Here is a 25795-nt window from a genome sequence, read left to right as displayed (position 1 = left end):
AGCACCCGCCCGCGGGCCTCCCGAAGGAAGTGGCCGGCGCGGGCGGGCAGGGGGAGGCCGGACTCAACCCACCAGCCGGACGACCACCTGGGTAAGCCCGTAGACGAGCAGCGCCATGAGCGCGGCGGCGGGGATGGTGAACACCCAGGCCCAGATGATGCGGCCGGCAACACCCCACTTCACCGCGCGCCAGCCGCGCGTGGAACCCACGCCGACGATGGCACCGGTGATGGTGTGGGTGGTGGACACGGGGATGCCCAGCTCCGCCAGCGCGATGATGGTGACGCCGCCACCTGTCTCCGCGCTGAAGCCGCCGATGGGCGCCAGCTTCGTGAGGCTGTGGCCCATGGTGCGGATGATGCGCCAGCCGCCGAAGAACGTGCCCAGGGCGATGGCCGCGTGACAGGAGATGATCATCCACCAGTCGATGTGGAACGGGCGGTCCTTCCAGATGGTGCCGAAGAGGACCACCGCGATGATGCCCATCACCTTCTGCGCGTCGTTGGTGCCGTGGCTGTACGAGAAGATGGCGGAGGACACGAGCTGGAGGCGGCGGAACCACCGGTCCACGTAGGTGGGCGTCTGCTTGTGCACCACCCAGGTGCTGATGAGCATCAGCGTCATGCCCAGGAACGTGCCGATGAGGGGCGAGAGCACGATGAAGGCGGCGATCTTCGCGATGCCCGCGCCCATCAGTCCCTTGAAGCCCAGCACCGGCACCGTCGCGCCAATCATTCCTCCGGCGAGCGCGTGTGACGAGGAGGAGGGCAGGCCCCACCACCACGTCAGGAGGTTCCAGGCGATGGCGCCCATCAGCGCGGCGAAGATGACCGACAGCACGGCCGAGGGGCCCGCGCCGCGCAGCATGTCGAAGTTGATGATGCCCTTGCCCATGGTGTTGGCGACATGGACACCCCCGCTGAAGGCGGCGATGAAGTTGAAGAAGGCGGCCCACGCCACGGCCAGGTTCGGTGACAACACCCGGGTGGACACCACGGTGGCGATGGAGTTCGCCGCGTCGTGGAAGCCGTTGATGAAGTCGAAGATGAGGGCGACTCCGACGATCAGGATGACGGCGGCGAGTAGCATCTCAGGAGTGCTCCAGCACCACACCCTCGATGACGTTCGCCACACCCTGACACTTGTCCGTGGCGGTCTCGATGAGGTCGTAGATCTCCTTCCACTTGATGATGGTCAGAGTGTCGACCCCGCTCTTGAAGAGCCGGCCCAGCCCGGAGCGCAGCACCTCGTCCGCCTGCGTCTCCAGCCGCTTGATTTCCTTGCAGCCGGCCAGAATCTGCTCGGGCTTCTTGATGAGCCGCAGCGCCGCCACCACCTCCTGCACCTTCTCCGAGGACAGGACCAGCAGGCGCGCCAGCTCCGTCGCATCCGGCAGGCTGCTCTGGATTTCGTAGTAGTGCAGCCGGGACGCGGCCGCGTTCGCCAGGTCCAGCACGTCGTCGATGCGCGACAGCAGCGAGTGAATCTGCGTCCGGTCGAACGGGGTGATGAACTGTTTGTGCAGACGGTTGAAGGCGGTGTGGGTGACTTCGTCGCCCTGGTGCTCCACGTCCTTGAGCGCGCGGACCCGTGCGGGCACATCGCGATAGTCGCTCAACAGTTCGTACAGCATCTTCGCGCCCTGGACTGTCGCGGCGCACTGCTTGTCGAAGTCGTCGAAGAACTCGTCCGACTTGGGCATCAGCCTTTCGAGCATGGCTACCTCCCGGTTGGGCATGCCCGGGGTGTCACCTGGTCGTGACGCTCCCGTGGCGCGCCCGTGACTACCTCACCTGGGGATAATCGCCAGCCTTCCTTTTTGACTTGCAACTGAAAGCCAGTCACCACAGAGGGCGGCCGTACTCCCGGCCGGTGCTACAGGCCGGGCGCGCCAGGGGTGGGCTGCTGTCGTCCTGGCGCCCCTCTGTCTCCAGCCATTAGCCGGGGCCTGTCTCAGAGCCAGGCGAGCAGCTCCTGCTCCAGCCTCGCCCGGGGCATCGCGCCCACGAGCTGGCGGACCACCTTGCCCTCCTTGAACACGAGCAGGCAGGGCAAGGCGCGGATGCCGTAGCGCTGCGCCGCCTCCTGGTGGGCGTCCACGTCGATTTTCGTCACCTTGAGCCGGCCCCGGTACTCGACCGCCAGCGCATCGAGGATGGGGGAGATGAACCTGCATGGGGGACACCACGCGGCGGTGAAGTCCACCAACACGGGCCCCTTCGCTTCCAGTACTTCCCGGTCGAACTCCGCGTCTCCCAGCTCGATGACGTCCGCCGCCATGTCCTGTCCTCCTCGTGGGGCACGGCCCGCGGGGCCGCGCCTTTCGTGTGGAGGGAAGGTGTAGTGGCCCCAGGGCGCCGGAACGAGAGCCCCTGGCGGAACGCTTCGTTGCGGGAAGTGCTCCTAACGGGCGCGGCCCGGCGCGGTGGCTTCTTCCCAGGGAAGCGCGGCGCCGCGCTCACCCAGGAGCGTCAGGAAGGCGCGCACCTTGGGGGGAAGCTGCCGGCTGCTGGGGTAGACGGCGAAGATGGGGATGCCCGGTGGCGTCTCTGTCTCCAGCACGGGGACGAGCAGCCCGTTCCTCACGTCGTCGACGACGAGCGACGCGGGCAGCCGCACCACGCCCAGCCCCGCGCGAGCCGCCGCCTGTCCCGCGCGCACACTGGGCACCCGCAGCCTTCCGGTGACGGGGATGCTCTTCGCGGTGCGGCCCTCTCCGAAGAACCAGACCTCGTCGGTGCCGGGCTCGGCCAGCACGACGCAGGCGTGGCCCTGGAGCTCCGCCGGGCTTTTTGGAGTGCCCTGCCGGGAGAGGTAGGCGGCGCTGGCGTAGTAGCCGGTGCGCAGGCGCCCCAGCTTGCGCGCCACCAGCGACGAGTCCGCCAGCGGGCCCGTGCGCAGGGCCAGGTCGTACTCCTCCGCGATGAGGTCCACGTGGGCCTCGGCGAGGGAGACCTCCACGCGCAGGAGCGGGTGGCGCAGGAGCAGCTCGGCGATGACGGGCGTGAGCAGCTCGCCCAGCAGGGAGAGGGTGGCGATGCGCAGGGTGCCCTGGGGCGTGGTGCGGGACTCGCCCAGCGCGCGGTTCACCTCGCGGGCCTCGGCGACCAGCCGCGCGCAGTGGGCGTGGTAGTCGCGCCCGGCCTCGGTGAGCCTCAAATGTCGGGCGTTGCGCTCCAGGAGGCGCACCCCCAGGCGCTCCTCCAGGGCGGAGAGCCGGCGGCTGACGGTGGACTTGCGCAGCCCCAGTCGCGTGGAGGCGGCGGTGATGCCGCCCGCGGTCACCACCTCCGAGAAGAGGAGCATGTCATCCAGAAGGGGCGGGCTCGGCGGCACGCGGACAGCCTAACCGGGACGGTTGTCCGGCTCCTCTCCCTTCGGGCCCCCGGGCGTCACTGGGGGGTGGGCAGGGGAGGGAAAGCCGGGTAGAGGAGGTCCGATGCCTTCCCGACCCATGCCGTTGTGTGTCGCGCCGATGATGGACTGGACGGACCGCAACTGCCGGTACTTCCACCGTCAAATCAGCCAGCACACGCTGCTGTACACGGAGATGCTGACCACGGGCGCCGTGCTCCATGGCGACCGCGAGCGGCTGCTGGGCTACGAAGCGGCCGAGCATCCGGTGGCCATCCAGCTCGGTGGCTCGGAGCCGGAGGCCCTGGCCGAGTCCGCGCGCATCGCCGAGTCGTGGGGCTACGCCGAGGTGAACCTCAACGTGGGCTGCCCCAGCGACAGGGTGCAGTCCGGCCGGTTCGGCGCGTGTCTCATGGCGGAGCCGGAGCTGGTGGCGCGGCTGGTGGGCGCCATGCGCGCGGCGGTGAAAATCCCGGTGACGGTGAAGTCGCGCATCGCCATCGACGAGATGGAGGAGTGGTCCACGTTGGAGCGCTTCGTGCGCCTGGTGGCCGCCGAGGGCTGCACGCGGTTCATCGTCCATGCGCGCAAGGCGTGGCTCCAGGGCTTGAGTCCCAAGGAGAACCGGGACGTGCCGCCCTTGCGCTACGACCTGGTCCACCGGCTCAAGCAGGAACTGCCCCACCTGGACATCAGCATCAACGGGGGCATCAAGACGCTGGATGCCGCCGCCGAGCACCTCGCGCACGTGGACGGGGTGATGATTGGCCGCGCCGTCTACGAAAACCCCTACCTGCTCGCGGACGCGGACCGTCGCTTCTTCGGCGGGCAGGAGGCTCCGCGTGAGCGGCACGAAGTCGTGGAGGCCATGCTCCCGTACATCGAGCGCAGCCGTCAGCGGGGCGCGCCGCTCAGCGCCGTCACTCGGCACATGCTCGGCTTGTTCCAGGGGCTACCCGGTGCGCGCGCGTGGCGCAGGCACCTGAGCGAGAACGCGCACAAGCCGGGTGCGGGTCCGGAGGTCGTCGTGGCCGCGCTCGCGAAGGTGCGTCGCGAGCCGGACGCGGTCGTCGCGGCCTGAGCGTCGCGCTGTCGCCGCGGGCGTGGCGGTCCTCAAGGGAGCGAGAAGCGCCCGATGCGTCCTGCTTCCTCGGCGAACCACAGGGCTCCATCCGGGCCGACGGTGATTCCGTGTGGCTCCGCCTTCCGCGTGGGGATGGCGTACTCCGTGACGACCCCGGAGGTCGTCATCCGCCCGAGGTGATTGCTGCCCCACTGCGTGAACCACAGGGCCCCGTCGGCCCCCGTGACGATGGCGTGGGGACGTGCTCCCGAGCGGAGCAACGGGTACTCGGTGATGGTCCCCTCCGTCGTGATTCGTCCAAGCTGGTCCGCGAGAATCTCGACGAACCAGAGCGCGCCGTCGGGGCCCCACGTGATTCCCACGGGCCCCGCCTTGGCCGTGGGCAGGTCGTAGCCGGTGACCTGTCCATCCACGGTGATGCGCCCGATGCGGTTGCCCTGATTCTCCGTGAACCAGAGCGCGCCATCCGGCCCGGAGGTGATGAACGAGGGATAACAACCGGCCTGGAGTGGGAACTCCGTGACGCCACCGTCCGGTGTGAGCCGCCCAATCCGATGCACGGTCATCTCCGTGAACCAGAGCGCACCGTCGGGTCCGGCGCAGATGCCGAACGGACCGGCTTGCGGCGTCGGCAACGTGAACTCGGTCACCTCTCCGCTCATCGTCACGCGGCCCACGCGGTTCGCCTTCTGCTCGGTGAACCAGAGCGCGCCGTCGGGCCCGGCGGTGATGATGGACGGCCCGGCTTCAGATGTCGGCAGCGGGAAGCTCGTCACCCTGCCCTGGACGTCGACGCGTCCGACTCGGCCCGAGTGAACCTCGGTGAACCACAGCGCCCCGTCCGCTCCCTTGACGATTCCATAGGGGCCCGTGGACGCGGACGCCAGGGGGTACTCGACGAACTGACCGTGCTCGGAACCAGGGGCCTGCGCCATCGGGCGTGTCTCCAGGAGGAACGTGAAGTGCCCGCCGGACCCTCTCCCGCGAAGGTCACCCACGTCCAGTGCGCGGAGCGCCCTGTCGCGCGCGTGTTCCACTCAAGACACAACAAAGCCCGGGCCTCCTCTCGGGGACCCGGGCCTTGGGCGAAGCAGTCCGACTCAGCCGATGACCAGCTCGCCGGGCAGCGGCTTCTTGTCACCGTCCTGGAACAGCCCGAAGTAGCTCTCCGCCAGCTTGTACTCGTTGTACGCCGGCGAGCAGGCCATGTTGCGCACCGCCATCAGCGGGTCGTTCGGCTTGCCGTCGTAGTCGGTGAGCAGGACGTTGATGCCCATGTGCCCGCCGTTCTCCGCCTGGATGCCGGAGCGCCGCTGCATCTCCTGGATGTCGCTGGCGGTGAGGTTGAGCGTGATGGGCTTGTCGTTCTCACGGGCCGCCTTCGCCTTCGCCGAGTCACCCGTGTACGAGTACACGAGCAGCTCGCGCGCGTTGTCGTCCTTGGTGTCGAACTTCATCGCGAACTTCTCGGAGCCGGGGATGAGCTTGCCGTCCGTGCCGTACTTCTGCTCGATGGTGACGTCCGGGTGGTCGCCACCGTAGGTGATGTCGGACGTCATCGACTTCGTCCCATCCGGGTGGTGGGTGATGAGGTACTCGCCCGTGTTCGTCGTGCCGTCCGACTCGATGCTGAAGGGACCCACGTCGATGCCGACCTTGCCGCCCGTCGACTCGTAGTTGATCTTGTCGAAGCGCAGCGTGTTGGCCACGCCCGGGCCTTCCTTCTCCGGCATCCGGCCGTCCTTCGCGAAGGCGTCGTACGCCTTCTTCCCGTCCGGGTTGGACAGGTCGAACTCGGCGGTGCGCAGCTTGTACTCCTTCAGCGTGTCGGAGCGGCCCATGCTCACCGACACCGGGCCCACGCCCAGGCTCACCTTGCCGTTGTTCTCGATGAACTCCGTGGGGCCCGCCGTCATCGACAGCTTGTCGCCATCGCGGCTCACCTCAATGGACATGCCCTTGCCGGACTTCACGTCGCCGGAGATGCCCAGCTCGGCCGCGTGGTAGGACAGGCCCACGTCCAGGCCGTAGCCGGCGAACTGGCCCTGCTCCATCTTCACGGAGGTGCCGTCCGGAATCGTCTCGGCGTTGAGCGGATGCGGAGGCGCGATTTCGCCACGCTTCAGCTTCTCGTAGTCGGCCTCCTTCATCTTCACTTCGTACGTCATCGTCTTGCCGGCCTCGACGCTCCCCTCCACGGAGGCGCCCACGCCGACCTTGGCCTTGGTGAACTCCACCGTCCCGGACGCGGACACGGACGTCTCGGCGTTGATGGAGACGGTGACGTACCCGTCCTCCTTCTTCACGTCCTTCTCGAGCGTGTCGCTGAACTCGACGGACACCGGACCCGCCTGCCCCGGAATCTTCGTCTCGTAGGGCTCGGTGGTGACGGGGTTGGGCGCGCCGCCGATGTCCGCCGGGTAGTCGGCGACCATCATCTTCTGCAGCTCGGGCGACACGTTCGCGTCGGCCAGGGCCTGGGTGCGCTCGGGCGAGCCCGCCTCGGTGGAGAAGATCTTCGCGGCGGACGTGCCGGGGATGGTGCCCGCCTCGCTGTAGTGAGGCTGCTCCTTCAGGTACGCCGGCATGTCCTCGTAGCTCTTGCCGTTGCTCGGGTCCAACACGCGCTCGCCCTGGCGGACGACGACGTGGCCCGACTGGCCCTCGGCACCCGGGCGCGAGTCCTTGAGGAACACCAGGTCCGAGCGGCCCTGCAGCTCCGGCGAGGACTTGCTGACGAAGTCCGCGGCCTTGTCGAGGCAGTTGACCTTGCCGTCCTTGCTGTTCTCCGAGAACAGCGACGTGGAGGGCGCGCTCTTGCCGTCCAGGTTCAGCTTGTTCTTCGCGCCAGCGGGCTCGAAGGTCGACTTGTTCTTCTGCGCCTCCGCCGCCTTGCGAGCGGCCTCGGCGGCCTGCTTCGCGGCGGCCTCCGCCGCCTTACGAGCGGCTTCCGCTGCCCGACGCGCCGCCTCTTCCGCGGCCCTGCGAGCCGCTTCCGCCGCACGTCGTGCCGCCTCTGCTGCCCCACCGTCACCAATGCGCTCGGTACCCATGGTGTCTCTCCTCGAAGTCGTACGAATTTCCCAATTCTCGGGAGAAGGAGCGAGAGGTTGCGTACGGGCTGGAAGTTCGTGGGGTTTTGCGGGCCGAGCCCTGTCACGGAGTGAGAAATCGGGGCGGAACCCATACGTGGAGCGAAGGTGGGCACCGGATGTGTGCCTGGTGCTCACGCCGTGTCGTGGCGGTGGATCAGCGCTTGGGGGGGCTGGTGCGGAAGCGCTGGAGCTTGGTGCGGTTGCCGCAGACGGCCATGGAGCACCAGCGTCCGGAGCGGTTCTTGGACGTGTCGTAGAAGGCTTCCTGGCAGGCGCCCGCCGCGCAGACCTTCATCCGGGGCCAGTGGCCGTCGCGTTGGGTGGAGACGACGGCGGCGAACAGTCCGCCCAGGGCCTTCCATCCGCCCGTGCCGGCGGGACGCAGCCGTACGCCGTCGGGGCCGAAGCCGACGGTGAGCGGACTGGAGGCGGCCACGCGGTCCAACACGCGCGGCTCGGAGGCGGGCAGGGGCTCTCCGGTATGGGAGAGCAGCACGGCGCGCAGGGCCTCACGGGCCTCGATGGCGGCCTTGAAGGACTCGGGGGAGAAGGTCTCCGCTGAAGACAGGAGGCCGCGCGCGCGGCACCAGGTGGTGAGTGCGTCCGAGGTGGGCACCGCGTCGACGAGCTTCTCCACGTCCAGCGTGTTGACGAAGTCGAGCAGCAGCACGACATCCGTCGGGAGCCCGGGGCTGTGCGCATCGGCCATGGCCGGGGCCTATCGCGTCCTGGGCGTGGGCACCAGGGCCCCCAGCCCCGTGGCCAGGCTGTCCACCAGCGCGCGGGCCGCGTGGCGTTCGGGGTCCAGGCTCGGGTCGTAGATGGTGACGTCCATTCCCACCGCGAGCCCGGAGGCGACGAGGTGGGCGACCAGCTCGCCCAGCTCCTCCACGCTCAGTCCGTCGGGTTGGCGGGAGTCGACGGCGGGCATGACGTCGTCATCCATGACGTCCGCGTCCAGGTGCATCCAGAAGCCGCTCACGCCGGACGCGCGGAACCTCGCGAGGGCCTGCTCCACGCTGGCGGCGATGCCGTCCTGGCGCAACGTGTTCAGGTCCATCCAGCCCATGGCGGTGTCGCGCACATGTTCGGCGGAGACCTGTGCGCCCCAGTGCTCCAAATCCCTGACGCCGAGCACCGCCACGTCCGTATCCCGCACCAGGGGCCCGCGTCCCTCCAGGTTGGACAGCACCGCGGGGCCACGCCCGGAGGAGAACCAGAGGTCCATGCCGGCCACGCCGCCCAGCTCGGAGGCCTCGGGGGGCCAGAAGTCGGTGTGCCCGTCCATGAAGGCGAGGCCGTGGTGGGCGCACGTGCGCTTCAGGCCGAGGAGGCAGCCAAGCAGGATGCTGCAATCGCCTCCGAGCACCAGCGGGAAGCGCCTGTCGCGTACGACTCCTTCCACCACGTCGGCGAGCCTCGAGCTGAACTCCGCGATTCCTCGTGGGTTGATGACCCGGGTCTCCTTGTCGCGCTGGGGCTCATAGGGACCGGGCTTCACGGTGTGCTCGACCTGGGCCTTGAGCCGGTGTCCCAGGCCCGCTTCCAGCAGGGCCTCCGGAAGCAGGTCCACCCGAGGCGTCCGCCTGTCGGGGCGACTGAGTCCAAGGCCAGAGGGCGCGGCGATGAGGGCGATGGGCGGTGGCATGGGCACTCCGCGGACGGATGGATAACCGTCGTATTTGTTTAAGTGGTTTCGATGAAGGTAGCCCCGGTGCTGGGCGGATGCAACCATCCAAATTGAATGGGTGGTTACGCGGGGCACCCGAAGGGGAGGGTGGTCACCGAGCCTCAAGCGCACGACGTGCCGCGAGCTGCTGGAGCATCTCCGTGGCGCCACCCCGACGATGAAGTGGTGAAGCAAGGGCCCCGGAACGCCTGAGTGCGCCCGGGGCCCCTCGAATTCATGACAAAGGGGTCAGCCCGCTGGTCCGCTACGGGAGGCGAACGAAGCGCAGGCCGTACCAGGAGCCGCCGATGCGGGTGCGACCGTAGAAGCTACCGGCCTTCATCGAGTACTTGTAGTTGACCTGGGTCGGCGGGGTGCCCGGCGGCCCGGCGACGCCGCCATTCTGGACGTAGCGGATGCCCGCGTTCGCGTCGAACCACCAGGTGTTCTGGTGGCTGTAGCACTGAGGCTTCTCACCCTGGCCGGAGACCCACCGGAGCTTGTGTGCCTCGTTGATGTCGCTCACCATCTTGGTGTGCGCCGCGTACCGCGTGTTGTAGGTCCAGTCGATGGCATCCATGACGTTCCGCTCGATGGCCTTCCAGACGTTGGTGTAGACGCTTCCGATGAGCGTGTTGATGGCCCCGCTGATCCAGTCCGCGACGTTCTGGGTGGTGATGGGGCCCCCAGGGCCGGGAGGATTGAAGTTCACGGCGATGTTGGCCGCCTTCACCACCCAGTTGCCAATCTTGTAGTCAGCCAGGCTGCTGAGCTTCGGCTTGACGAGGGTGTTGAAGTACTGGGGATAGGGAACGATGTAGCTGGTATCGAGCTTCATGTTGTCCATGCCGACGACAATCTCATCGCCGTAGGACGGTCCCCAGTAGCCGATGCCCAGGAAGCGCTTCTTGCGCTGCAGCTTGGCCTTGATGTCGATTTTGTGGAACCCGACCTCGACGCCGAAGAGCTTGAACTGGAAGCCGGGTGACTGGGCCTTGAAGACGAAGCGCCTGTTGCCGGGCATGCCGACCGACTCGGAGCGACTGAAGTTCGAGCCGACCGTATAGGCAGGCATGTTGAACGCGGGCGGCGTCAGGTTGCAGCTGGGCGGAGGCGTGGAGGCGCCATCGCAGATCCACTCCTGGAGGCCGTTGCCGGAGTACGTCTGACCGCAGCCCGCGACGTTCCACAGGTTGGGGGGCTTGGCGGTGACGGACACCGCGGTGACCGAACTCGTCCCCGGGAAGAACTTCCGACAATACGTGAGCGGCGCGATGCTGGCGCCCGAGGTGCAATCCGAGTCCTTGAGCCAGGCTCCGCCCGCGGCCTTGTGCGCGTTGACCTTGCCGGACCAGTACGAGATTCGACCGAGTTCCGTGCCGCCCAGCGCCCGGACCCGCGAGTCACCCTCTGCCTGGGGCGCGCCCCGCTGCCGGCCGAGGAAGTCCGCGACTTGTGTGGCCCCACTCGCGGCGGAGGGCTCGTCGGCGAAGTCCGCCATGGCCAGCGTGGTGCCTCCGCCGCCGCCACCCTCGGCGTCGAAGCCGAGCAGCTTCACCGACGGCGTGCCGAAGTTCCCAACCTTGCGGATGACGCCCGGCAGGACCTGATACGCGCCGTTGGGGAGGGCGACCTCTCCCGGAATCGACTGGAAATTGGGGTCGGTGTTCATCGCATAGGCATGGGTGTTGAGCCAGGCGCGATATGCGGGGATGGACGCCGCGTCGACCTGGAACACGCCCAGGTTGGTGAGCTGGTAGAGCTGGCCTTCGACCATCACCTGGAGCTCCTGGTCGACGAGGCGGCGCAGGGTGTCATCCTCGGCGAGGAAGGCCTTGAGGTCGTCGACGAACTCGGCGTAGTCGACGTCGACGATGGCGTCACCCGGCTGCTCTCCCGGGCGGGCATTGTCCAGATACGTCTTCGCGCTCACGAACCCGGCGGGCAGCATCTGGTCCTGACTGGGAGCCGCGGTGATGTTGTAGACCACCGTTCCCTGGCAGGTGCCCGTCGAGAAGCAGCCGAGCCGCACCTCGAACGTACCCGTGCGGTCCGCGGTGTAGGTGATGCGACTGCCGTGGTCGCTGCAGGCGTCGTCACTGCCGAAGATGTCGACATTGCCGTCGGCGTCGATGAGCTTCAGGTACGTATCACCCACCAGACCGGAGCCCGCGAGGCCGCAGGTGCCAACGTCGAGCACCTGCCCCTGCGTCAGGTGGAGGACCAGGGTGGAGTAGTTGGTGCTGGCGTTGTTCGTGTTCGAGCCCGTGAAGGTCCGTGCGCCGATGAGCGCCCCGTTCGCTTCGGGCGACAGGACCGAGTAGCTGACGGTGCCGCTGCAGGCGCCGTCCGAATAGCAGCCCATCCGGACTTCGTAGACCCCGTCGCTGGGGGCCGTGTAGGAGATGCGGCTGCCCGTGCCGCCACACGCGTCGTCGCCGGACGCGACCTCGGCGCCCCCGACGAGTGCCAGGCGAAGGAGGGTGTCTCCGGTGAAGGAGGCGCCGTCCAGGTCGCAGGTGCCGACCTCGAGCATCTGTCCGGCGTACAGTCTCACCTGGAAGCTCGGGGAGTTGGTGGTGGTGCTCGTCGTGGCGGAGGCGCTGAAGGGAGTGAGGCCGCTGCTGCCGGTGCTCCCGCCGGTGACTGAGTCCATCGCGGCATAGAAGGCGATGAAGTTGCTGGCCGTCCCGAAGTTCAGGACGCCATTCGGGAAGTTGCTGTCCACGAGCAGCGCTGGCGCCGTCCACGGGCGCGGTGGATAGACGCCATCCAGGTCGGTGGAGCCGCTGACGGCCTGGAGTTGGGAGGACGGCTCCTGTGGAACAACCGCCTCTTCGCCGCCACAGGCCAGAAGCCCGAGCGTACATGCTGCAATCAATAACGTTCTCATCCGAGTTGTCTCCGCTGGAAACCGGCGCGAGCCACGGTACGGCCGTAACTGATGCAACCGTGGAACCGCTGGTTGAGCGCCAATACCCTGTTTCAGGAGACACGCCAGGGTGTCACAGGGGACGTCGCGACGGGCATGCCAGGTGTGGTGACTGTTTTGACATTCCGAATCGCCCGATATAGCGCGCGAGCCCGCGAGGCCCCGGGGATGACACTGCTTTCGCGAGACATGGCTCAGTCGATGCGCTTCGCCAGGACTGCCCCCAGGGAGTCCCTGGGCGTGACGTCACGGCGTGGCGGCCACGCCGACGTCCTCGGCGAAAGGCACCGTGAAGCGGAACGTCGCGCCGTGTCCCCACTCACTCTCCACCCAGATGCGGCCACCGTGTGCTTCGACGATTCCACTCGCGATGGCGAGCCCCAGGCCCGTCCCCTCGTACCGGGTCTCGCCGCTGCGCCAGTACCGGTCGAACAGGTGCTTGAGGTCCTCCCTCCGAATCCCCGGACCATCGTCCGCGACCGCGAACACGCACTCGTGCAGACGCGCCGCGACCCTGAGGGTGATGCTCCCGCCCTCCGCGGTGACCTTGGTGGCATTGCCGACCAGGTTGGACAGAACCTGGAGGATGCGAACGCTGTCGCAAAGAATGGGTGGGAGGCGCGGCTCGACCTCCGCGGTCATCGTCAGCCGATGTTCCTGCGCGACGCGCTCGAAGCTCGCCAGCGTCTCGTTGACCATCGCGCCCGCGTCATTCGGCTGACGCTTGATGGAGAGGTGCCCGCGCTCGATGTTCACGAAGTCGAGCAGGTCGTCGATGAGCCGCATCATGCGCTCGGCCGCGCGTTGGATCCGCTCGACCCCCAGGGGAACAGGAAGCTCGGTCCGCCGCCTCGCGGTGGCTCCCTGCTGTGTGAGCGCGCCGGCGGTCATGATGATGGTCGAGAGGGGGTTCTTCAGGTCGTGAGACACCACCCCGAGGATCTGCTCACGCTCTCTCACCGCGACCTGCGCCTGTTTGTAGAGTTGGGCATTCTCCCTGGCGAGCGCCTCGTATTTGTCACTCGAACTCTCGGCGACGAGGCGGTCTCGGTCGGCCGCGGCGCCTCGCGTCTCCGCCTGGGAACGCTCCTCCTCGGCGTTCTCGCGTCGGGTGATGTCGCGCCGCCACGCGCGGTCGCGCTCGAGCGCGATCGCGAGCTGATTGGCGATGGCATTGACGAAGATCAGGTCCTTCTTGTCGAGGGACATGGCCCCTTCGAGCTGAAGGGCACCGAAGAGTGAGTGCTGGGCCACCACGAGCGGGATGACGATGAACCGCTTCTCTTCGTTCCCTTCAAGCTTCTCCTGCCAGGGCAGCAGGGTCTCACCCGGCTGCTCACTCAGTCCGAGGGACTCGGTCGACTTCGCGCCGACGAGGTAGGCGTAGGCTGCCTCCGCGTGTTCCTTGACCGCTCGCAGCCGTTCGGAATCCTGAAGTTCGGACGGCCAGATGATCATCTTCGACCGGCCGTTCTCTGTCTCGATGAGGACCGCGCTGCGCAAGGGCAGCGATTTCGCGAGGATGCCAAGCGCCGGGTCGAAGGACTTCGAGACGCTCTCGAAGCTCGCGAAGAGCTTGCTGATTTCATACAGGTGCTCGAGCCGCCGATAGGCCTGCTCCAGGCTCGCGAATGAAGGGTCGGCGGGGGGCGGGTCCCGTGTGCGCTGCCCGCCTGTCTCTTCTCGCGAATCAGGGTGGGGCCCCTTGTTTCGCCGACCAGAGCTCATCAGCGCCTCGTGTCTTCGGGGGCGGACCAGGAAGGCGTCGGGAGCTCACTCACGGACGAACCGATTCGCAGCCCTCCCCGCGAGACCGTCATGAAATACGTGCGTCGATCATGCTCACTGCCACGAGTCTTCACGACCGTCAGCGTAGGCGCCAGGCGGCCCGCTGCTTCCTCGTAGCGCAGCATGAGCAGGTTGTCGGCGATGGGGGAGAGCCCCTGGTCGGTGACTCGCTCCATGGAGAAGAGCGAGGCCGACTCGAGCGTGAGGACGCTGGTGATGCCGAGGGTCTTGAAGCGGACCACCAGTTTGTAGAGCACGTGACGGAACTCGTCGATGGGCGTGTGTGCGGTCAGCAGCTGCGTCGCGGCGTCGAGCACGACGCGTGAGGCCTTCAGCGCCATGATCCGGTCCGACAGCACGGTCAGGAACTGCCCCGCGCGCAGGTGCTCCCGGGAGACGTAGAGCACCTGGATGAGGCCCGCGTCGAGCTGCGCGCGCAGCGGCAATCCCAGGGCCTCGGCGCTGGCGAGCAGTTGCTCGGGCCCCTCTTCCATCGAGACATAGAGGCCCGGCTCCCCAGCCCTGGCGCCCTCCAGGAGGAACTGGATTCCGAAGGTGCTCTTGCCGACGCCCGCGCTGCCAGAGACGAGGGTGGCGCTTCGCCTGAGCAACCCGCCGCCCATCAGCCCGTCGAGCCCGGGGGTGCCAGAGCGCAGCCGGGAGGAAGCCTCCAGCGCGGGGGGAGGGGCCTCCACGCGGAGCTCTTCTCCGTAACGAGGGAAGATGGAGACCCCCCCGGCGCCAATGGCCATGGCGTGTCGGCCCTTGAGGTGAGCGGTGTTGCGAAGCTTGTACACCTCGACGTAGCGCTCGCGCTCCAGGCCCTCCTCCGTGGAGCTGAGGATGATGACGCCGTCCACCACGGTCTCCTCGACGCCCCTTCGGCTGACCTGATGGGAGCCGTAGGGGATGTCGGTGGGAAAGAAGCCGACGGCCTGGGCGTTCTGGACGATGCTGCAGAGGCGGAAGACCTTCTCGCGGCTGAGCTGCGGGTCCGTCACCTTGTCCAGGAACACCGAGACGGAGTCGATGACCACGCGCCGGGCCTTCAGGGCCTTGATGCGCTCGCGAATCATCAAGAGGTGGGCCTCCACCATGATGTCGGGCTGGGGGATGAAGACGATCTCCACCATGCCGCGCTCAATCTCCCTGTCGAGCTCCCAGCCGAGGCCCTTCGCGGCGGCGCGGAGGCGCTCCTCGCTCTCCTCGAAAGAGAAGAGGATGCCTTTCTCTCCCGCGAGCGCGCCCCGGTAGATGAACTCGAGAGAGAGGACGGTCTTTCCAGTGCCCGCGACGCCGCTGAGGAGGAGGCTGGACCCCCAGGGGATGCCGGGCCCGAGAATCTCGTCGAGCTTGGTGATGTGAGTCCTGCAGCGCTCCTGCGAGTTCTCCGGAATCGACTCGCGTTTGATGGCCTCGCGGGGAGCGAACATCTCCAGTCCGCTGGAGGTGATGAGGAAGGGATGCTCGTCCCGGCTGTGGTCCGTCCCCCGCATCTTGACGATCCTGAAGAAGCGCTGTTGCTCGCCCTGGGACACGCGCTGGGAGAGGACGAGGAGGCCGTCGACGATGGAGAAGAGGGGATTGCTCTCGTAGTCGGCGGGCCCGTATTCGCCGAGGAGCAGCGCGGTGGTCTCCCAAGCCATCAGGTTCACGGCGATTTCATAGCCGAACATCCGGAGCTCCTCCTTGGAGGTCGCCAGGTCGTCAAAGGCCTTGAAGCTGTCGATGACGACGATGTCTGGCTTGACCTGCTTGAGGTTGTCCATGATGAGCGCGAGCGCCGCATCGAAGCTCCTCAGCCGCAGCATGGCGCCGAGGTCCACGAACTGAACGCCCTCCTCGAACTTCTTCGGGTCGAAGAACGAGAACTGCTGGAGGTGCCGCAGCGTCTTCGCGGTCGGCTCGGAGAGGGTGTTGAAGGCGAGGACGCGGTGGGCGGCCGAGGCGTTGTGGAAGCAGATCTGCTGGGTGAGGGTTGTCTTGCCAGACCCGGGCGGGCCGCACACGGCGGTGACGGAGCCCTTGGGCAGGCCGCCCTTGAAGAGTTCATCGAGGTTGGGGACGCCCGTCTGAAGGCGCGGGATTTCGAATCTCTTCGTCATGACGTTGTGTCCTCGCCCGCGGCGACGCGTGGGCGAACCGCCTCCGGAAGTGCGACTTTGGAGAGCTCCGCATGCAGCTCCGGCGTTAAGATTTCAGCGGTCAGGTTGCCGAGCACGGTGAGGAACTCCACGAGCACGAATCGACTGCCCTCCCTCAAACCGGAGTCGCGCCCGGCGCGGACCTGTGCCCGGAGCTCTTCGAACTGGAGCCCCCTCTGCCGTTCGACCTTGAGGGACGAGAAGAGCGGGAACTGCTCGGAGGCATTGTGCAGAACGCGTCCAGCGATGGCGCTCAGAGTCACTTCTCCCAGCGTGGTCAACGTCTGTTTCCACAGCACGGTGAGGGCCGCTTCGAAGAGCTGGAGAAAGGCCTCCGTCGACAGATTCCTGTCGGCTCGGTCGAGCCAGGCGTCGACGCAGGTCGCGTGTCGACTTTCGTCAAGCACGGTTGCCCTCACCCGCCTGAGCGCCCCGTATCTCTGCTGGAAGGGCGTCGTCCCCGTGCTGAAGGAGCAACGTGCTCAGCGTGGCGGTGGAGCGGCCCACGTGCTCACCGGTGCCAAGCGGAAGCCGGGACGCCAGGGCTGACGTGGCTTGGGTGATGCACGCCCGAAGTGCTCTGACTGCCCATCGCATTCTTTCCCGCTCTCGTCGTTTTGGACGCCCCGTCGAGATGGACGGGGCCGTACGGGCTGCACACAGGCGGACGAACAGATGCGTCAGACCGACTCAGTCGCAGGGCTGGTACTTCGAGGAAATATAGGGTCGATTGTTCAATCGAGGAGCGGCTGACAGGCGGGATGTGCGCCAGTTCGTACGCCAGTCAATACCACAAGGTGGCTCGCAAGGGCTCTGCCACCCCACCTTCAGGAATATTCCGCTGCTGAGCGCCGCCGGGTCGGCAAGACGGCTGGGAGTACGGGAGCGGTCCGCCGCGACACCTTTCAATTACCCAGCCTCGCGGCGACAAACTCGCTGGGAGATTCGTCGACCCCATGACGCGCCCGACCGCGATGGCATGTCGCAGCGTATCCCTGCGAGCGCCGCCTCGCCGCCAGGGCGCGGGGACTCCCGGCGCATTTCGCGAGCGCTCATCTACGTCGGCTACAGGTTGAAGGCGGGCGGCATGCAACTCGTCCGCCGGGACGCGAGGACCGGGGTCGCCACCTGGGATGTCCCCATTCCCTGCTCCAAGGACGGCTTGCTCCCCTCCAGCATCCGGAAACAGGGCGACCGGCTCTATGTGTCACACTGGATGTGGCTGGATGTCTTTGACGCGAAGACAGGCAACCTGCTGGGCACCCTCGGCACCGGGTAGTCCCGGCCCTCCACACTTCCTCCATACCCTCCACGCATCCTCCTCCCACCTTGCCTGGCGCTTGGGGCGCCACAGAGGGGGAGACAGTCATGACGGATGTGAATCAAGGGTGGGATGCGGCGGTCAACCTGGACGCGTCGCTGCTGACGACGATGGCGAAGAACTTCAGCGCGGGGGCGGAGGACCCGACCATTCCCCTGAAGAATGGCTCGGTGACGCTGGGGTTGACGGAGCTGGCGCTGACGTTGGACCCGAAGGCGGGCGAGGTCGTCTTCAGTGCCCCCTGCACGGGGACGGTGGCGCGCCAGGACGTCGACGGGACGCTGAGCATCGGCATCAAGCTGGCGAGCCTTGCCATGGGCTGCGTCTATCCGGCGTCGTACCTCGCCACGAACGGCGCGGCCGACTGCCGTGCGCTCGCGGGCGGGACGTGGACCCTGGACAGTCAGGCGCTCACGCTCGAGGCCTGGGTGCGCGGCCTCTCCACCGCGCCATGGACGCTGGTATCGCTGCCCGCGGAGGGCTTCGTGCTGAGCGTGGAGGACGGCCTGCCCGTGGTGACGTGGGGCGGGCAGCGCTATCCGGCTCCGGGGACGGCGGCGGTGCTGGATGACGGCCTCTGGCACTTCGTGGCGGTGTCGGTTGCCGCGCAGGTCATCACCTTCTACGTGGACGGCCAGTCCAAGGGCACCGCGACGCTGTCCTCGCGGCAGAAGACCTCCGGCAAGGACCTGAGCTTCGGCCAGGGCTCTCAAGGAGACCTGACCCAGGTGCGGCTGTGGAACGTCGCGCGCACCGCCGCGCAGCTCCAGCAGGCCATGAACGTCACGCTGCCCTTGCCCCAGCCAGGTCTCCTGGGCGTGTGGACGTTCGAGTCGAGCCAGGTGGTCAACGCCGTCAACAAGACGCAGGGCTCGCTCCAGGGAGGTGCCATGTCCGTCACCGCCTCGAAGTCGACGTCCGAGGACGACGCGAACGCCCACAACTTCCTCTGGTTCCTCGACCCGGAGAACACCTTCACCGTCACGATGAGCCCCCCGTCGAGCGTCTCGTCCCTCATCGAGTCGGCGACGCTCTCGCTCCTCCAGTCGTCCGTCACCCAGGGCAAGTCCCTCTCCGTGACGGCGGCGCCGCCGCGCCTGCCCACCACCGCGGTGTTCTCCGTGACGGACAGCAACGACCCGGACTGCATCCTCCTCCTGATGAACGGCCACACGCCGCCGCCGAGCTGGCCCGCGCCGGTGCCTTTCCCTACCGCGCCCGCGTTCACCACCTCCGCGCAGCAGAACGCCGCCATCCTCATCGATGACGCCTATCTCCTGGAGCAGATGCTGCCGAACATCGCCGACAAGATGGACATCCCCGAGTCGGACCTGCACGTCACGGGGAGCCCGCCGGTGCTCTCGCTCATCAAGCCCACTGACGCCAGCCTCAACGGCTCCACGTTGCACCTGACCTCGCTCACGTTCAGCGTCACGAACCGCGGCATCGCCATGTCGATGAAGGGCACCGCGCATCACATGAAGGTCTCGGTGTCCGGCACCCTCACCCTCACCGTCAAGGCGAACAAGGAAGGCGTGCAGGAGCCGTACTACGACATCGCCAACCCGAAGGTGAGCATCACCCCGGACACGAGCGACCCGGTGGTGCAGACGTTCGAGGCACTGATGGGCAGCGGCCTGCCCATCATCGCGATGCTCGCGGGCGTCATCGCGGGCATCTACATGGCCGTGATGTATTTCATCCAGAACAAGGCGCAGTCGACGCTCGCCGACCTGCAAGACTTCATCGACCTGAAGGGCACGGGGCAGACGTTCGCGCTCCAGAAAATCCTGTTCGACAGCGGCGTGTACTTCTACGGGCAGCTCACGCCCGGCGGCTCCGGCGCCCAGCGGGGTGCGTCCAGTTCGGTGAAGAGGGCCGCCGCCCCCGTGGTGACGGACTTCAACCCCAAGGGGGGCGCGCCCGGCACCATGGTCACCATCACCGGTACGGGGCTGGCGGGCGCGAGTTCGGTGAGCTTCAACCAGACGCCCGCCGACTACTTCCGCACCTGGAGCGACAAGCAGCTCGTCGCCCGCGTCGCGGAAGGAACCACCAGCGGCCCCATCCAGGTGTCCACGGCCGCGGGCAGCGCGGTGAGCACCCAGTCCTTCTCCGTGGCCCAGGCTCCGAACCTCACCGACGTCTACCCGCCCAGCGCCCAGCTCGGTGAGGACGTGAAGCTGTCGGGCACGGGGTTGCTCTCCACGCAGGCGATCTACTTCAGCGAGGACATCCTCGCGTCGTTCTCCCCCGTGTCGGACGTGCTGCTCATCGTCACCGTGCCCGGCGGCGCCATCTCCGGACCCATCACCGTGGTGACACCGAGCGGTACGGCCACCCAGGAGGGCTTCACCGTGCAGGGCAGTCAGGTGCCCTCCATCTCCGCCTTCACGCCCACCTCCGGCGCGGAGGGGACGGAAGTCACCGTGACGGGCTCGGGCTTCACCGGCGCCACGGCGGTGACATTCGGCGGGGTGCCCGCCTCCGGCTTCAACGTGCTGGATGACGGGCAGCTCACCGCGGAACTCGGACTGAGAACCCCCTCCGGCCCCGTGCGCGTCACCAACAGCCGGGGCACCGGCATCTCGAACGCGGCCTTCAACGTGCTCCCCGCGCCGCGCATCGACGGCGTCTCGCCTTCGCATGGAAAGCCGGGCACGGAGGTGACCATCACCGGCTCGGGGCTGTCGGGCACCACGGTGGTGCTCATCGGCACTCCCTCGGTGGAGGTGCCCTTCACCGTCGTGGGCGACACGAAGCTCACCGCCACGTCACCCTCGGGGACCACCAGTGGCCCCGTGTCCGTGCAGTCGCCCTCCGGCATGGCCCACTCCTCCGAGGACTTCACGGTGCTGAGCGTCACCGCGCCCGCCGTCACCGACGTGTCGCCCCTCACCGGAGGGCGGGGCACCGCCGTCACCCTCACGGGCACGGGCTTCACCGGGACGACGGGCGTCAAGTTCGGCGGAGTGTCCGCGGGCGTCTTCGAGGTGACGAGCGACACGCAGCTCCTCGCCTACGTGCCCAACAGCGCCAGGAGTGGCACCGTCAGCGTCACCAACACGGTGGACACCCGCGACTCGTCGCAGACCTTCACCTGCGTGGCGGCGCCCACGGTGACCCAGCTGTCGCCCACGACGGGCAAGGCGGGCACGCAAGTCACGCTGTCGGGGACGAACCTCACCGGTGCCACGAGCGTGCGCTTCGGCACCCACTCCACCGCGGAGGCCCTCATCACCCTCCAGGGCAGCACCCGGCTCACCACCACCGTGCCGCCTGGTGCGGTCAGCGGCAACATCCTCGTCACCACCCCCGGGGGCACCACGGCCAGCCGCTCGGCCTTCACGGTGAGCACGAGCACGAAGCCCACCGTCGCCAGCTTCTCTCCGGACTCCGGTGGAGCGGGCACGCAGGTGACGGTGACGGGCAAGGGTTTCACCGGGACGACGGGGGTGAGCTTCGGCGCCACGCCGGCGCGGACCTACGAGGTGCACAGCGACACGGAGCTGGTGGCGGTGGTGGACACCGGCACGAAGACGGGGCCGCTGTCCGTCACCAACGACGCGGGCACGGGCTCGTCCTCGATGGCCTTCACCGTCCCGCACGCGGTGTGGATCGACAGCTTCTCGCCCGCGCGCGGCGGGGTGGGCACGCAGGTGTGCATCCGGGGTGGCGGCTTCACGGACGCGCAGCGCGTCAGCTTCGGCGACTCGGCCATGCCCGCGAGCTACACGGTGCAGAGCGACACGCAGCTGACGGCGGAGGTGCCCTCGGGCGCCATCCAGGGTCCCCTCCAGGTCGTCACCGCGCAGGGAGGCGCGCGGTCGACGCAGCGCTTCTCGGTGGACTCCAGTGTGCAGCCCACCGTCACGCGCATCACCCCGATGTCCGGCCCCACCGGCACGCAGGTCACGGTGGAGGGCTCGGGCTTCACCGGGACGACGGGCGTATTCATGTATGGCGGCACGCCGGTCGACCGCTACCAGGTGGTGAGCGACACGCAGCTTGGCTTCCACGTCCCTCAGGACGCGCAGTCGGGGCCCATCACCGTCGCGAACAGCCTGGGGACGACTCCCCCCGACCCGAACTCCACGTTCGAGGTGACGCCCGCCGCGAACTCCACGCCCCAGGCCGTCGCCAGCTAGGCTGAACCCCGCATCGGAGGTCGTCCGCCATGGACTCGCAAGGCCCCATCCTGGTCGTGGAGGACGACGCTCCCATCGCCGCGGGCATTGTCCGCGGGCTCAAGCTCGCGGGCTTTCAGGTGTCGCTCGCCACTGACGGGCACCTGGCGCTGGAGGCCGCCCAGAAGGAGCCTCCCGCGCTGGTGGTGCTGGACCTGAACCTGCCGGGCCCGGACGGCTTCGCGCTGCTCGAGGCCTGGCACCACCGGCTCCATGTCCCCATCATCGTCCTCACCGCGAGGCAGGAGCTGGAGGCGCGGCTGCGCTCCTTCGGGCTGGGCGCGGCGGACTACCTGGCCAAGCCCTTCTGGATGGAGGAACTCATCGCCCGCATCCGCGCCAGGCTCCGCCTGCCGGACACGCCCGCCCGCCGGGTGCTGCGCTGGGCGGACGTGAGCATCGACCTGGATGCGCGCACCGTCACTCGCGAGGGACAGGGCCTCGTGTCCTTCACCCGCACCGAGCTGGACGTGCTGCTGTACCTCGCCGAGCGCCCTGGCCGCGCCCTCACGCGAGAGCAGATCGCGGACCAGGTCCTGCCGACCAACGAGGAGCGGGACGCGCGGACGGTGGACTCCCACGTGGCCCGCATCCGCAAGAAGCTGGGCTCCGCGGGCGCGCACGTGCGCACGGCCTGGGGCATCGGCTACCGCTTCGACCTGGAGGGTGGCGCGTGAGGATGTGGCATGGACTGGTGTGGCGCACCGCCATCGCCTCGTTGCTCCTGGGCCTGCTGGCCACGATGTCGGCCGCGTATGTCGCGTTCCACAAGGCCGCGGAGCTGTCCGCGCGGAGCAGCGCGCGCCTGTTCACCGAGGCGATGCTGGAGACCCACGGCGACGCCTGCCGCGCCGCGCCCGAGGGCTGGAGCCACACCTCGCCCCAGGGCCTCCAGGTCCGCGCCTTCGACGTGGCCCGCGTCCTCTCTCGTGCTCCGCTCCCTTCGGGCGAAGGGCCGGACCCCGCGTTGGCGGAGCAGCTCGCCGCGGGTGACGCGCAGCCCATGTCGATTCACTTCCCGCGCTTCGACGGGAGCGCGTGGGGCGGAAGCCTCCTGATGCGCGTGGCCGAAGCGGGGCCGTGCAGCCTGCTGGAGTACCGGTGGCCTCCCCTGGTCAGCCGCATGAGCGAGGCGCGCTGGCTCATGCTCGCGGCCTTCACCTTCACCGCCTTCCTGGCGGCGGCGTCCACCATCTCCGTCATCACCCCGCTGCTCAAGCGCTTGAGGCGGCTGCACGGCGCGGCCAGCGGCCTGGGTAGCGCGGCCTATGTCTCCACGCGCGACGCGGCGCACGACGAGCTGGCGGACCTGTCGCGCGTCCTGGATGCCGCCCAGGCGAGAGTCCAGTCGGATGCCGCGCGCATCCTCGCGCAACAGCAGGCCCTGGAGCGCTTCCTGTCCAACGTGGCGCATGACCTCAAGACGCCCATCGCCTCGCTCCAGCTCTCCCTGGAGCTCGCCACGTCCGCCCCCGCCGAGGAACTCTCCGAGCTGCTGGTGCGCGGCATCGAGGACACCGTCTACCTCACCGCCCTGGTGGACAACCTTCGCCTGGCCTGCCAGCTCGGAGAGGGCGTGGACCCGCTGGACGGCGAGCCGCGCGCCGCGCTGGGGATGCTGGTGGAGCGCGTGGTGCGCCGGCTGTCATTGCTGGCGCGCCGCAAGCAGCTCACGCTGGACGTGGCCCGCCCGGACCTCGAGCTGTGGACGCGGTGCAATCCGACGATGCTGGAGCAGGCGGTGAGCAACCTCATCCACAACGCCATCACCCATGGAACCCCGGGCGGCAACGTGGTGGCCGTGCTCGAGGAGGCGGGCCCCGAACGCTTCCGGCTCACCGTCCTGGATGACGGCCCCGGCGTGCCCGCCGAGGACCTGGGACGGCTCGGCGAGCGCCTGTTCCGCGCCAGCGGCGCCCGGGAGAGAGACCCGCGAGGCAGTGGCCTGGGGGTCGCCATCGCTCGCGAGCTGTGTCAGCGCGCCCACCTGTCATTGACCTTCAGCCGCAACGAGCCGCGCGGCCTGAAGGTCGTCCTCGAAGGCGCCCGCGCTCAAGCCCGGTCCACTCCCGACTGAGCCTCGTCGACAGGGACAGGACAGAGGTGTGCGTCCTGATGGAACGCCCCGGTCACTCACTGCGTCCTCCTCATACGCGGCCTCGAACTCCCGCCCGCGCGACGCATGACTGAAGGTCGCGTGGTGCATCGCTTGCAGTGGGCCTCGGCTCCCCCGAGAAGGCGCTGACTGGCTGATGCTCCTGAGACACCGCGACGACGGCCCCATCCGCCGCACAAGGCTCGCCCGAGCAGGGGCCTGCCTCGCGCGGTCGCAGCGAAGCCACGGAGGCGGGGGAACTCATTTATCAGGGAACGAGGTCTATCATGGCAGAGGTGTGGGATCCGTCGAAGCTTGACGCGAAGATCGAGGAGAACCCGACGCTTTGGTCTTCCCTCGATGAGGAGTGGCGGGAGTTGGTTGCCCGCGCCGTGCTGTCCGACAAGGGCATGCGCAAGCTGAACCGCATCAGCGGTCGCCTCAAGCGTGGCGCGGTGGGCCAGTTCCAGAACGCCACCGCCACCGCCGCGTCGCTCGATCAAACGATTCTGGGTTGCTATTCGCTGTTGAAGTATTGGTGCGCCGAGCGCAAGCCCAACGAACAACAATTCTATCTCAACAATCAGATTTCCACCGCGCTGAGCGCTGTTTGCCCGGGAACTGAAATCACCCGGAGGCTCGCTGAACGTCTCGACGCGCAGTGGAAGGAGCGCAACATGCGCTCCAAGGTCGTCGTCATCGCGCATCGCGGGGACGGGGCCACCTTCGAGAAGGTCCGCAAGGTGTATGAGCGACAGGTGTTCGACAGTCTCTTCACCTATACGCACGAACATGAAAACAGCGAAGGCGCCGTGATCAAGGCGCTCGAAGCCTGGAGGAAGAAGAAGCTGAGCGGCGTCGAATGCGATGTCTGGTTCAGCCAGGACGCGGTCCCGATTGTCACCCACACGCAGCATATCGAGGCCCTGTTCAATCAAGAGAACAACAGGGGGCTCGTGCCTCCGCTGACGGGCGCGAAGGTCAAGGACGTGCCCTCGGGCGACCTGCCACCCAGATTCCTGACCCTCGACCGCTGGCTCCAGATCATTGAGGCCTACCTCCAAGAACATTCGATGGACCTCGACGGAAACCGACAGGTCCGCCTGGAGATCGAGATGAAGGACACGAACCTCGCCTTCGGTCCCAACACCGTCCAGAACGAAAAGGAGCAGGTGCTGGCCAGATGGCGGTCCGTCGAGCGGATCGTCAGCCGGTTCCTGAAGTCGTGCAACAGGCCCAGCATCTACCAGATTGCCCTCTTCAATGGCTCGGCGGCACCCAAGGGGGCGTACGACAAGTCCTCGAACGAGCACAAGACCCTGCTTTCGAGCGTCGTTTATGGAGGGAGTCCCGACTCCCCCGGCACCTCCGAACTGCAGGAGGTCAGGTATGGCCTGCACTCCTCGGGGCTCCTGGAGCTGATGTACAGCGGGCAGTTCGCGGGGAAGATCCTGACGCTCGCGCCGGGTGTCGAGGCCGTCCCCCTGGATCAACCCGTCCAGCTTGATACGCTCGGAGAATGGATTGAGAACAAGCAGTCCTTGACGGTCGAGCAAGCCATCCAGTGCGCGAGGCTGCGCAAGATCCTGTGGATGTTTGATGAGATGACTGCCGGCAGATTGCCCAGGGAGCGCAAGCCGCTCCGCATCCAGGTGCTGACCGATTTTTGCGAAATCGGCGCGAAATTCATCGTCAAGAACAAGGCCACACCCATTGGGCCGCGCGGCCTGTTCGATCAGGCTTTCGATGAACAAATCCTGAGGTGTGTCTGGCGGAAGTACAACCTCGAGGGGGCGCCTCAAGAGACGAAAAGGCAGGTCTGCCAGGTCTTGAATTCGTGCGGCAACGACCAGAACAAGCTGATTGAATTCGGGATGGAATTCCTCAGGTCGACGGGCGACTGGTACCAGGCATGAATGGGTTGAGCCAGGGCCGCCACGAAACACGTATTCGTTGGAGGGCAGGGTGGGCTAAAGCGGGAGGTCGCTGCTCCACACCCCTAAACCAACGATCTCGATTCTCGCACGATGTCAGGAGGCACGCCTGAGGTCGGCTCGGCGCAGGGATGGACAGGCAGAGCGCTGTGCATTCCGCGCGCTGAGGTAGGCATGTACCCGCACCATGAG

The 25795-nt window shown here is 67.6% G+C and carries 18 protein-coding genes; 6 read left to right on the top strand and 12 right to left on the bottom strand.

Annotation, left to right across the window (positions count from 1 at the left end):
* Positions 1–63: 63 nt before the first annotated feature.
* The 4 genes from HUA75_RS38665 to HUA75_RS38650 form a co-directional block, all read right to left on the bottom strand.
* Entirely contained in the window at positions 64–1089 is a 1026-nt protein-coding gene (locus HUA75_RS38665) for an inorganic phosphate transporter (protein ID WP_141643834.1), read from the bottom strand.
* A 1-nt stretch (position 1090) separates the two neighbouring features.
* Entirely contained in the window at positions 1091–1717 is a 627-nt protein-coding gene (locus HUA75_RS38660) for a DUF47 domain-containing protein (RefSeq protein WP_141643835.1), read from the bottom strand.
* A gap of 236 nt (positions 1718–1953) precedes the next feature.
* The gene (gene trxA / locus HUA75_RS38655) at positions 1954–2280 is read right to left on the bottom strand and encodes a thioredoxin (protein ID WP_141643836.1); all 327 of its coding nucleotides are present in this window, start codon (positions 2278–2280) and stop codon (positions 1954–1956) included.
* Between the two features lie 123 nt (positions 2281–2403).
* Positions 2404–3306, bottom strand: a complete 903-nt coding sequence (locus HUA75_RS38650) for a LysR family transcriptional regulator (RefSeq protein ID WP_174489304.1) — start codon at positions 3304–3306, stop codon at positions 2404–2406.
* A 133-nt stretch (positions 3307–3439) separates the two neighbouring features.
* On the opposite strand from HUA75_RS38650, the gene dusA reads away from it, so the two are divergent.
* A complete protein-coding gene (gene dusA, locus HUA75_RS38645) occupies positions 3440–4435 on the top strand; it encodes a tRNA dihydrouridine(20/20a) synthase DusA (protein WP_174489303.1) in 996 nt (331 codons plus the stop codon).
* 32 nt (positions 4436–4467) lie between these two features.
* Here the strand turns inward: dusA and HUA75_RS38640 are convergent, their stop codons facing one another.
* The 8 genes from HUA75_RS38640 to HUA75_RS38605 all read right to left on the bottom strand — a co-directional run bounded on the left by HUA75_RS38640 (position 4468) and on the right by HUA75_RS38605 (position 16473).
* Positions 4468–5373 (bottom strand): Virginiamycin B lyase, encoded by a 906-nt coding sequence (locus HUA75_RS38640; protein ID WP_174489302.1) that lies wholly within the window; start codon positions 5371–5373, stop codon positions 4468–4470.
* Between the two features lie 165 nt (positions 5374–5538).
* Entirely contained in the window at positions 5539–7491 is a 1953-nt protein-coding gene (locus HUA75_RS38635) for a hypothetical protein (protein ID WP_174489301.1), read from the bottom strand.
* A gap of 196 nt (positions 7492–7687) precedes the next feature.
* Complete coding sequence (locus HUA75_RS38630; protein WP_174489300.1) at positions 7688–8242, bottom strand: CGNR zinc finger domain-containing protein; 555 nt, start codon at positions 8240–8242, stop codon at positions 7688–7690.
* A 9-nt stretch (positions 8243–8251) separates the two neighbouring features.
* Positions 8252–9181 (bottom strand): arginase family protein, encoded by a 930-nt coding sequence (locus HUA75_RS38625; protein WP_174489299.1) that lies wholly within the window; start codon positions 9179–9181, stop codon positions 8252–8254.
* Positions 9182–9467: 286 nt separating this feature from the next.
* On the bottom strand, positions 9468–12083 hold the full coding sequence (locus HUA75_RS38620) for a hypothetical protein (protein WP_174489298.1): 2616 nt from the start codon (positions 12081–12083) through the stop codon (positions 9468–9470).
* 297 nt (positions 12084–12380) lie between these two features.
* Positions 12381–13862 (bottom strand): sensor histidine kinase KdpD, encoded by a 1482-nt coding sequence (locus HUA75_RS38615; RefSeq protein ID WP_174489297.1) that lies wholly within the window; start codon positions 13860–13862, stop codon positions 12381–12383.
* Complete coding sequence (locus tag HUA75_RS38610; protein ID WP_174489296.1) at positions 13862–16027, bottom strand: ATPase domain-containing protein; 2166 nt, start codon at positions 16025–16027, stop codon at positions 13862–13864. The genes HUA75_RS38615 and HUA75_RS38610 overlap by 1 nt, the downstream gene beginning before the upstream one ends.
* Positions 16024–16473, bottom strand: coding sequence for a hypothetical protein (locus tag HUA75_RS38605; protein WP_174489295.1), 450 nt, complete (start codon positions 16471–16473; stop codon positions 16024–16026). Before HUA75_RS38605 ends, HUA75_RS38610 begins: the two co-directional genes overlap by 4 nt.
* A 572-nt stretch (positions 16474–17045) precedes the next feature.
* On the opposite strand from HUA75_RS38605, the gene HUA75_RS38600 reads away from it, so the two are divergent.
* From HUA75_RS38600 to HUA75_RS38580, 5 genes are all read left to right on the top strand, one after another.
* A complete protein-coding gene (locus HUA75_RS38600; RefSeq protein WP_174489294.1) occupies positions 17046–17345 on the top strand; it encodes a hypothetical protein in 300 nt (99 codons plus the stop codon).
* An 89-nt stretch (positions 17346–17434) separates the two neighbouring features.
* Positions 17435–21535: an IPT/TIG domain-containing protein gene (locus HUA75_RS38595; RefSeq protein ID WP_174489293.1), complete on the top strand. Its 4101-nt coding sequence runs from the start codon at positions 17435–17437 to the stop codon at positions 21533–21535.
* Positions 21536–21564: 29 nt separating this feature from the next.
* On the top strand, positions 21565–22251 hold the full coding sequence (locus HUA75_RS38590; protein WP_174465432.1) for a response regulator transcription factor: 687 nt from the start codon (positions 21565–21567) through the stop codon (positions 22249–22251).
* 2 nt (positions 22252–22253) lie between these two features.
* Positions 22254–23651 (top strand): cell wall metabolism sensor histidine kinase WalK, encoded by a 1398-nt coding sequence (locus HUA75_RS38585; RefSeq protein ID WP_217446488.1) that lies wholly within the window; start codon positions 22254–22256, stop codon positions 23649–23651.
* A 305-nt stretch (positions 23652–23956) separates the two neighbouring features.
* Complete coding sequence (locus HUA75_RS38580) at positions 23957–25585, top strand: hypothetical protein (protein ID WP_174478025.1); 1629 nt, start codon at positions 23957–23959, stop codon at positions 25583–25585.
* Positions 25586–25795 lie beyond the last annotated feature (210 nt).

Source organism: Myxococcus sp. CA040A (genome assembly GCF_013336725.1).
Classification (GTDB): domain Bacteria; phylum Myxococcota; class Myxococcia; order Myxococcales; family Myxococcaceae; genus Myxococcus; species Myxococcus llanfairpwllgwyngyllgogerychwyrndrobwllllantysiliogogogochensis.
The sequence above is the reverse complement of the archived record's forward strand: the minus strand, read 5'-3'. Positions and strand labels throughout refer to the sequence as shown.

Excerpts from the sequence above, each read along its gene's own strand:
- trxA (WP_141643836.1), bottom strand. The coding sequence starts at position 2,280 with ATGGCGGCGGACGTCATCGAGCTGGGAGACGCGGAGTTCGACCGGGAA.
- HUA75_RS38630 (WP_174489300.1), bottom strand. The coding sequence starts at position 8,242 with ATGGCCGATGCGCACAGCCCCGGGCTCCCGACGGATGTCGTGCTGCTG.
- HUA75_RS38615 (WP_174489297.1), bottom strand. The coding sequence starts at position 13,862 with ATGAGCTCTGGTCGGCGAAACAAGGGGCCCCACCCTGATTCGCGAGAA.
- HUA75_RS38585 (WP_217446488.1), top strand. The coding sequence starts at position 22,254 with ATGTGGCATGGACTGGTGTGGCGCACCGCCATCGCCTCGTTGCTCCTG.
- HUA75_RS38640 (WP_174489302.1), bottom strand. The coding sequence starts at position 5,373 with ATGGCGCAGGCCCCTGGTTCCGAGCACGGTCAGTTCGTCGAGTACCCC.
- HUA75_RS38610 (WP_174489296.1), bottom strand. The coding sequence starts at position 16,027 with ATGACGAAGAGATTCGAAATCCCGCGCCTTCAGACGGGCGTCCCCAAC.
- HUA75_RS38625 (WP_174489299.1), bottom strand. The coding sequence starts at position 9,181 with ATGCCACCGCCCATCGCCCTCATCGCCGCGCCCTCTGGCCTTGGACTC.
- HUA75_RS38590 (WP_174465432.1), top strand. The coding sequence starts at position 21,565 with ATGGACTCGCAAGGCCCCATCCTGGTCGTGGAGGACGACGCTCCCATC.
- HUA75_RS38600 (WP_174489294.1), top strand. The coding sequence starts at position 17,046 with ATGTCGCAGCGTATCCCTGCGAGCGCCGCCTCGCCGCCAGGGCGCGGG.
- HUA75_RS38665 (WP_141643834.1), bottom strand. The coding sequence starts at position 1,089 with ATGCTACTCGCCGCCGTCATCCTGATCGTCGGAGTCGCCCTCATCTTC.
- dusA (WP_174489303.1), top strand. The coding sequence starts at position 3,440 with ATGCCTTCCCGACCCATGCCGTTGTGTGTCGCGCCGATGATGGACTGG.
- HUA75_RS38660 (WP_141643835.1), bottom strand. The coding sequence starts at position 1,717 with ATGCTCGAAAGGCTGATGCCCAAGTCGGACGAGTTCTTCGACGACTTC.
- HUA75_RS38580 (WP_174478025.1), top strand. The coding sequence starts at position 23,957 with ATGGCAGAGGTGTGGGATCCGTCGAAGCTTGACGCGAAGATCGAGGAG.
- HUA75_RS38595 (WP_174489293.1), top strand. The coding sequence starts at position 17,435 with ATGACGGATGTGAATCAAGGGTGGGATGCGGCGGTCAACCTGGACGCG.
- HUA75_RS38650 (WP_174489304.1), bottom strand. The coding sequence starts at position 3,306 with ATGCTCCTCTTCTCGGAGGTGGTGACCGCGGGCGGCATCACCGCCGCC.
- HUA75_RS38635 (WP_174489301.1), bottom strand. The coding sequence starts at position 7,491 with ATGGGTACCGAGCGCATTGGTGACGGTGGGGCAGCAGAGGCGGCACGA.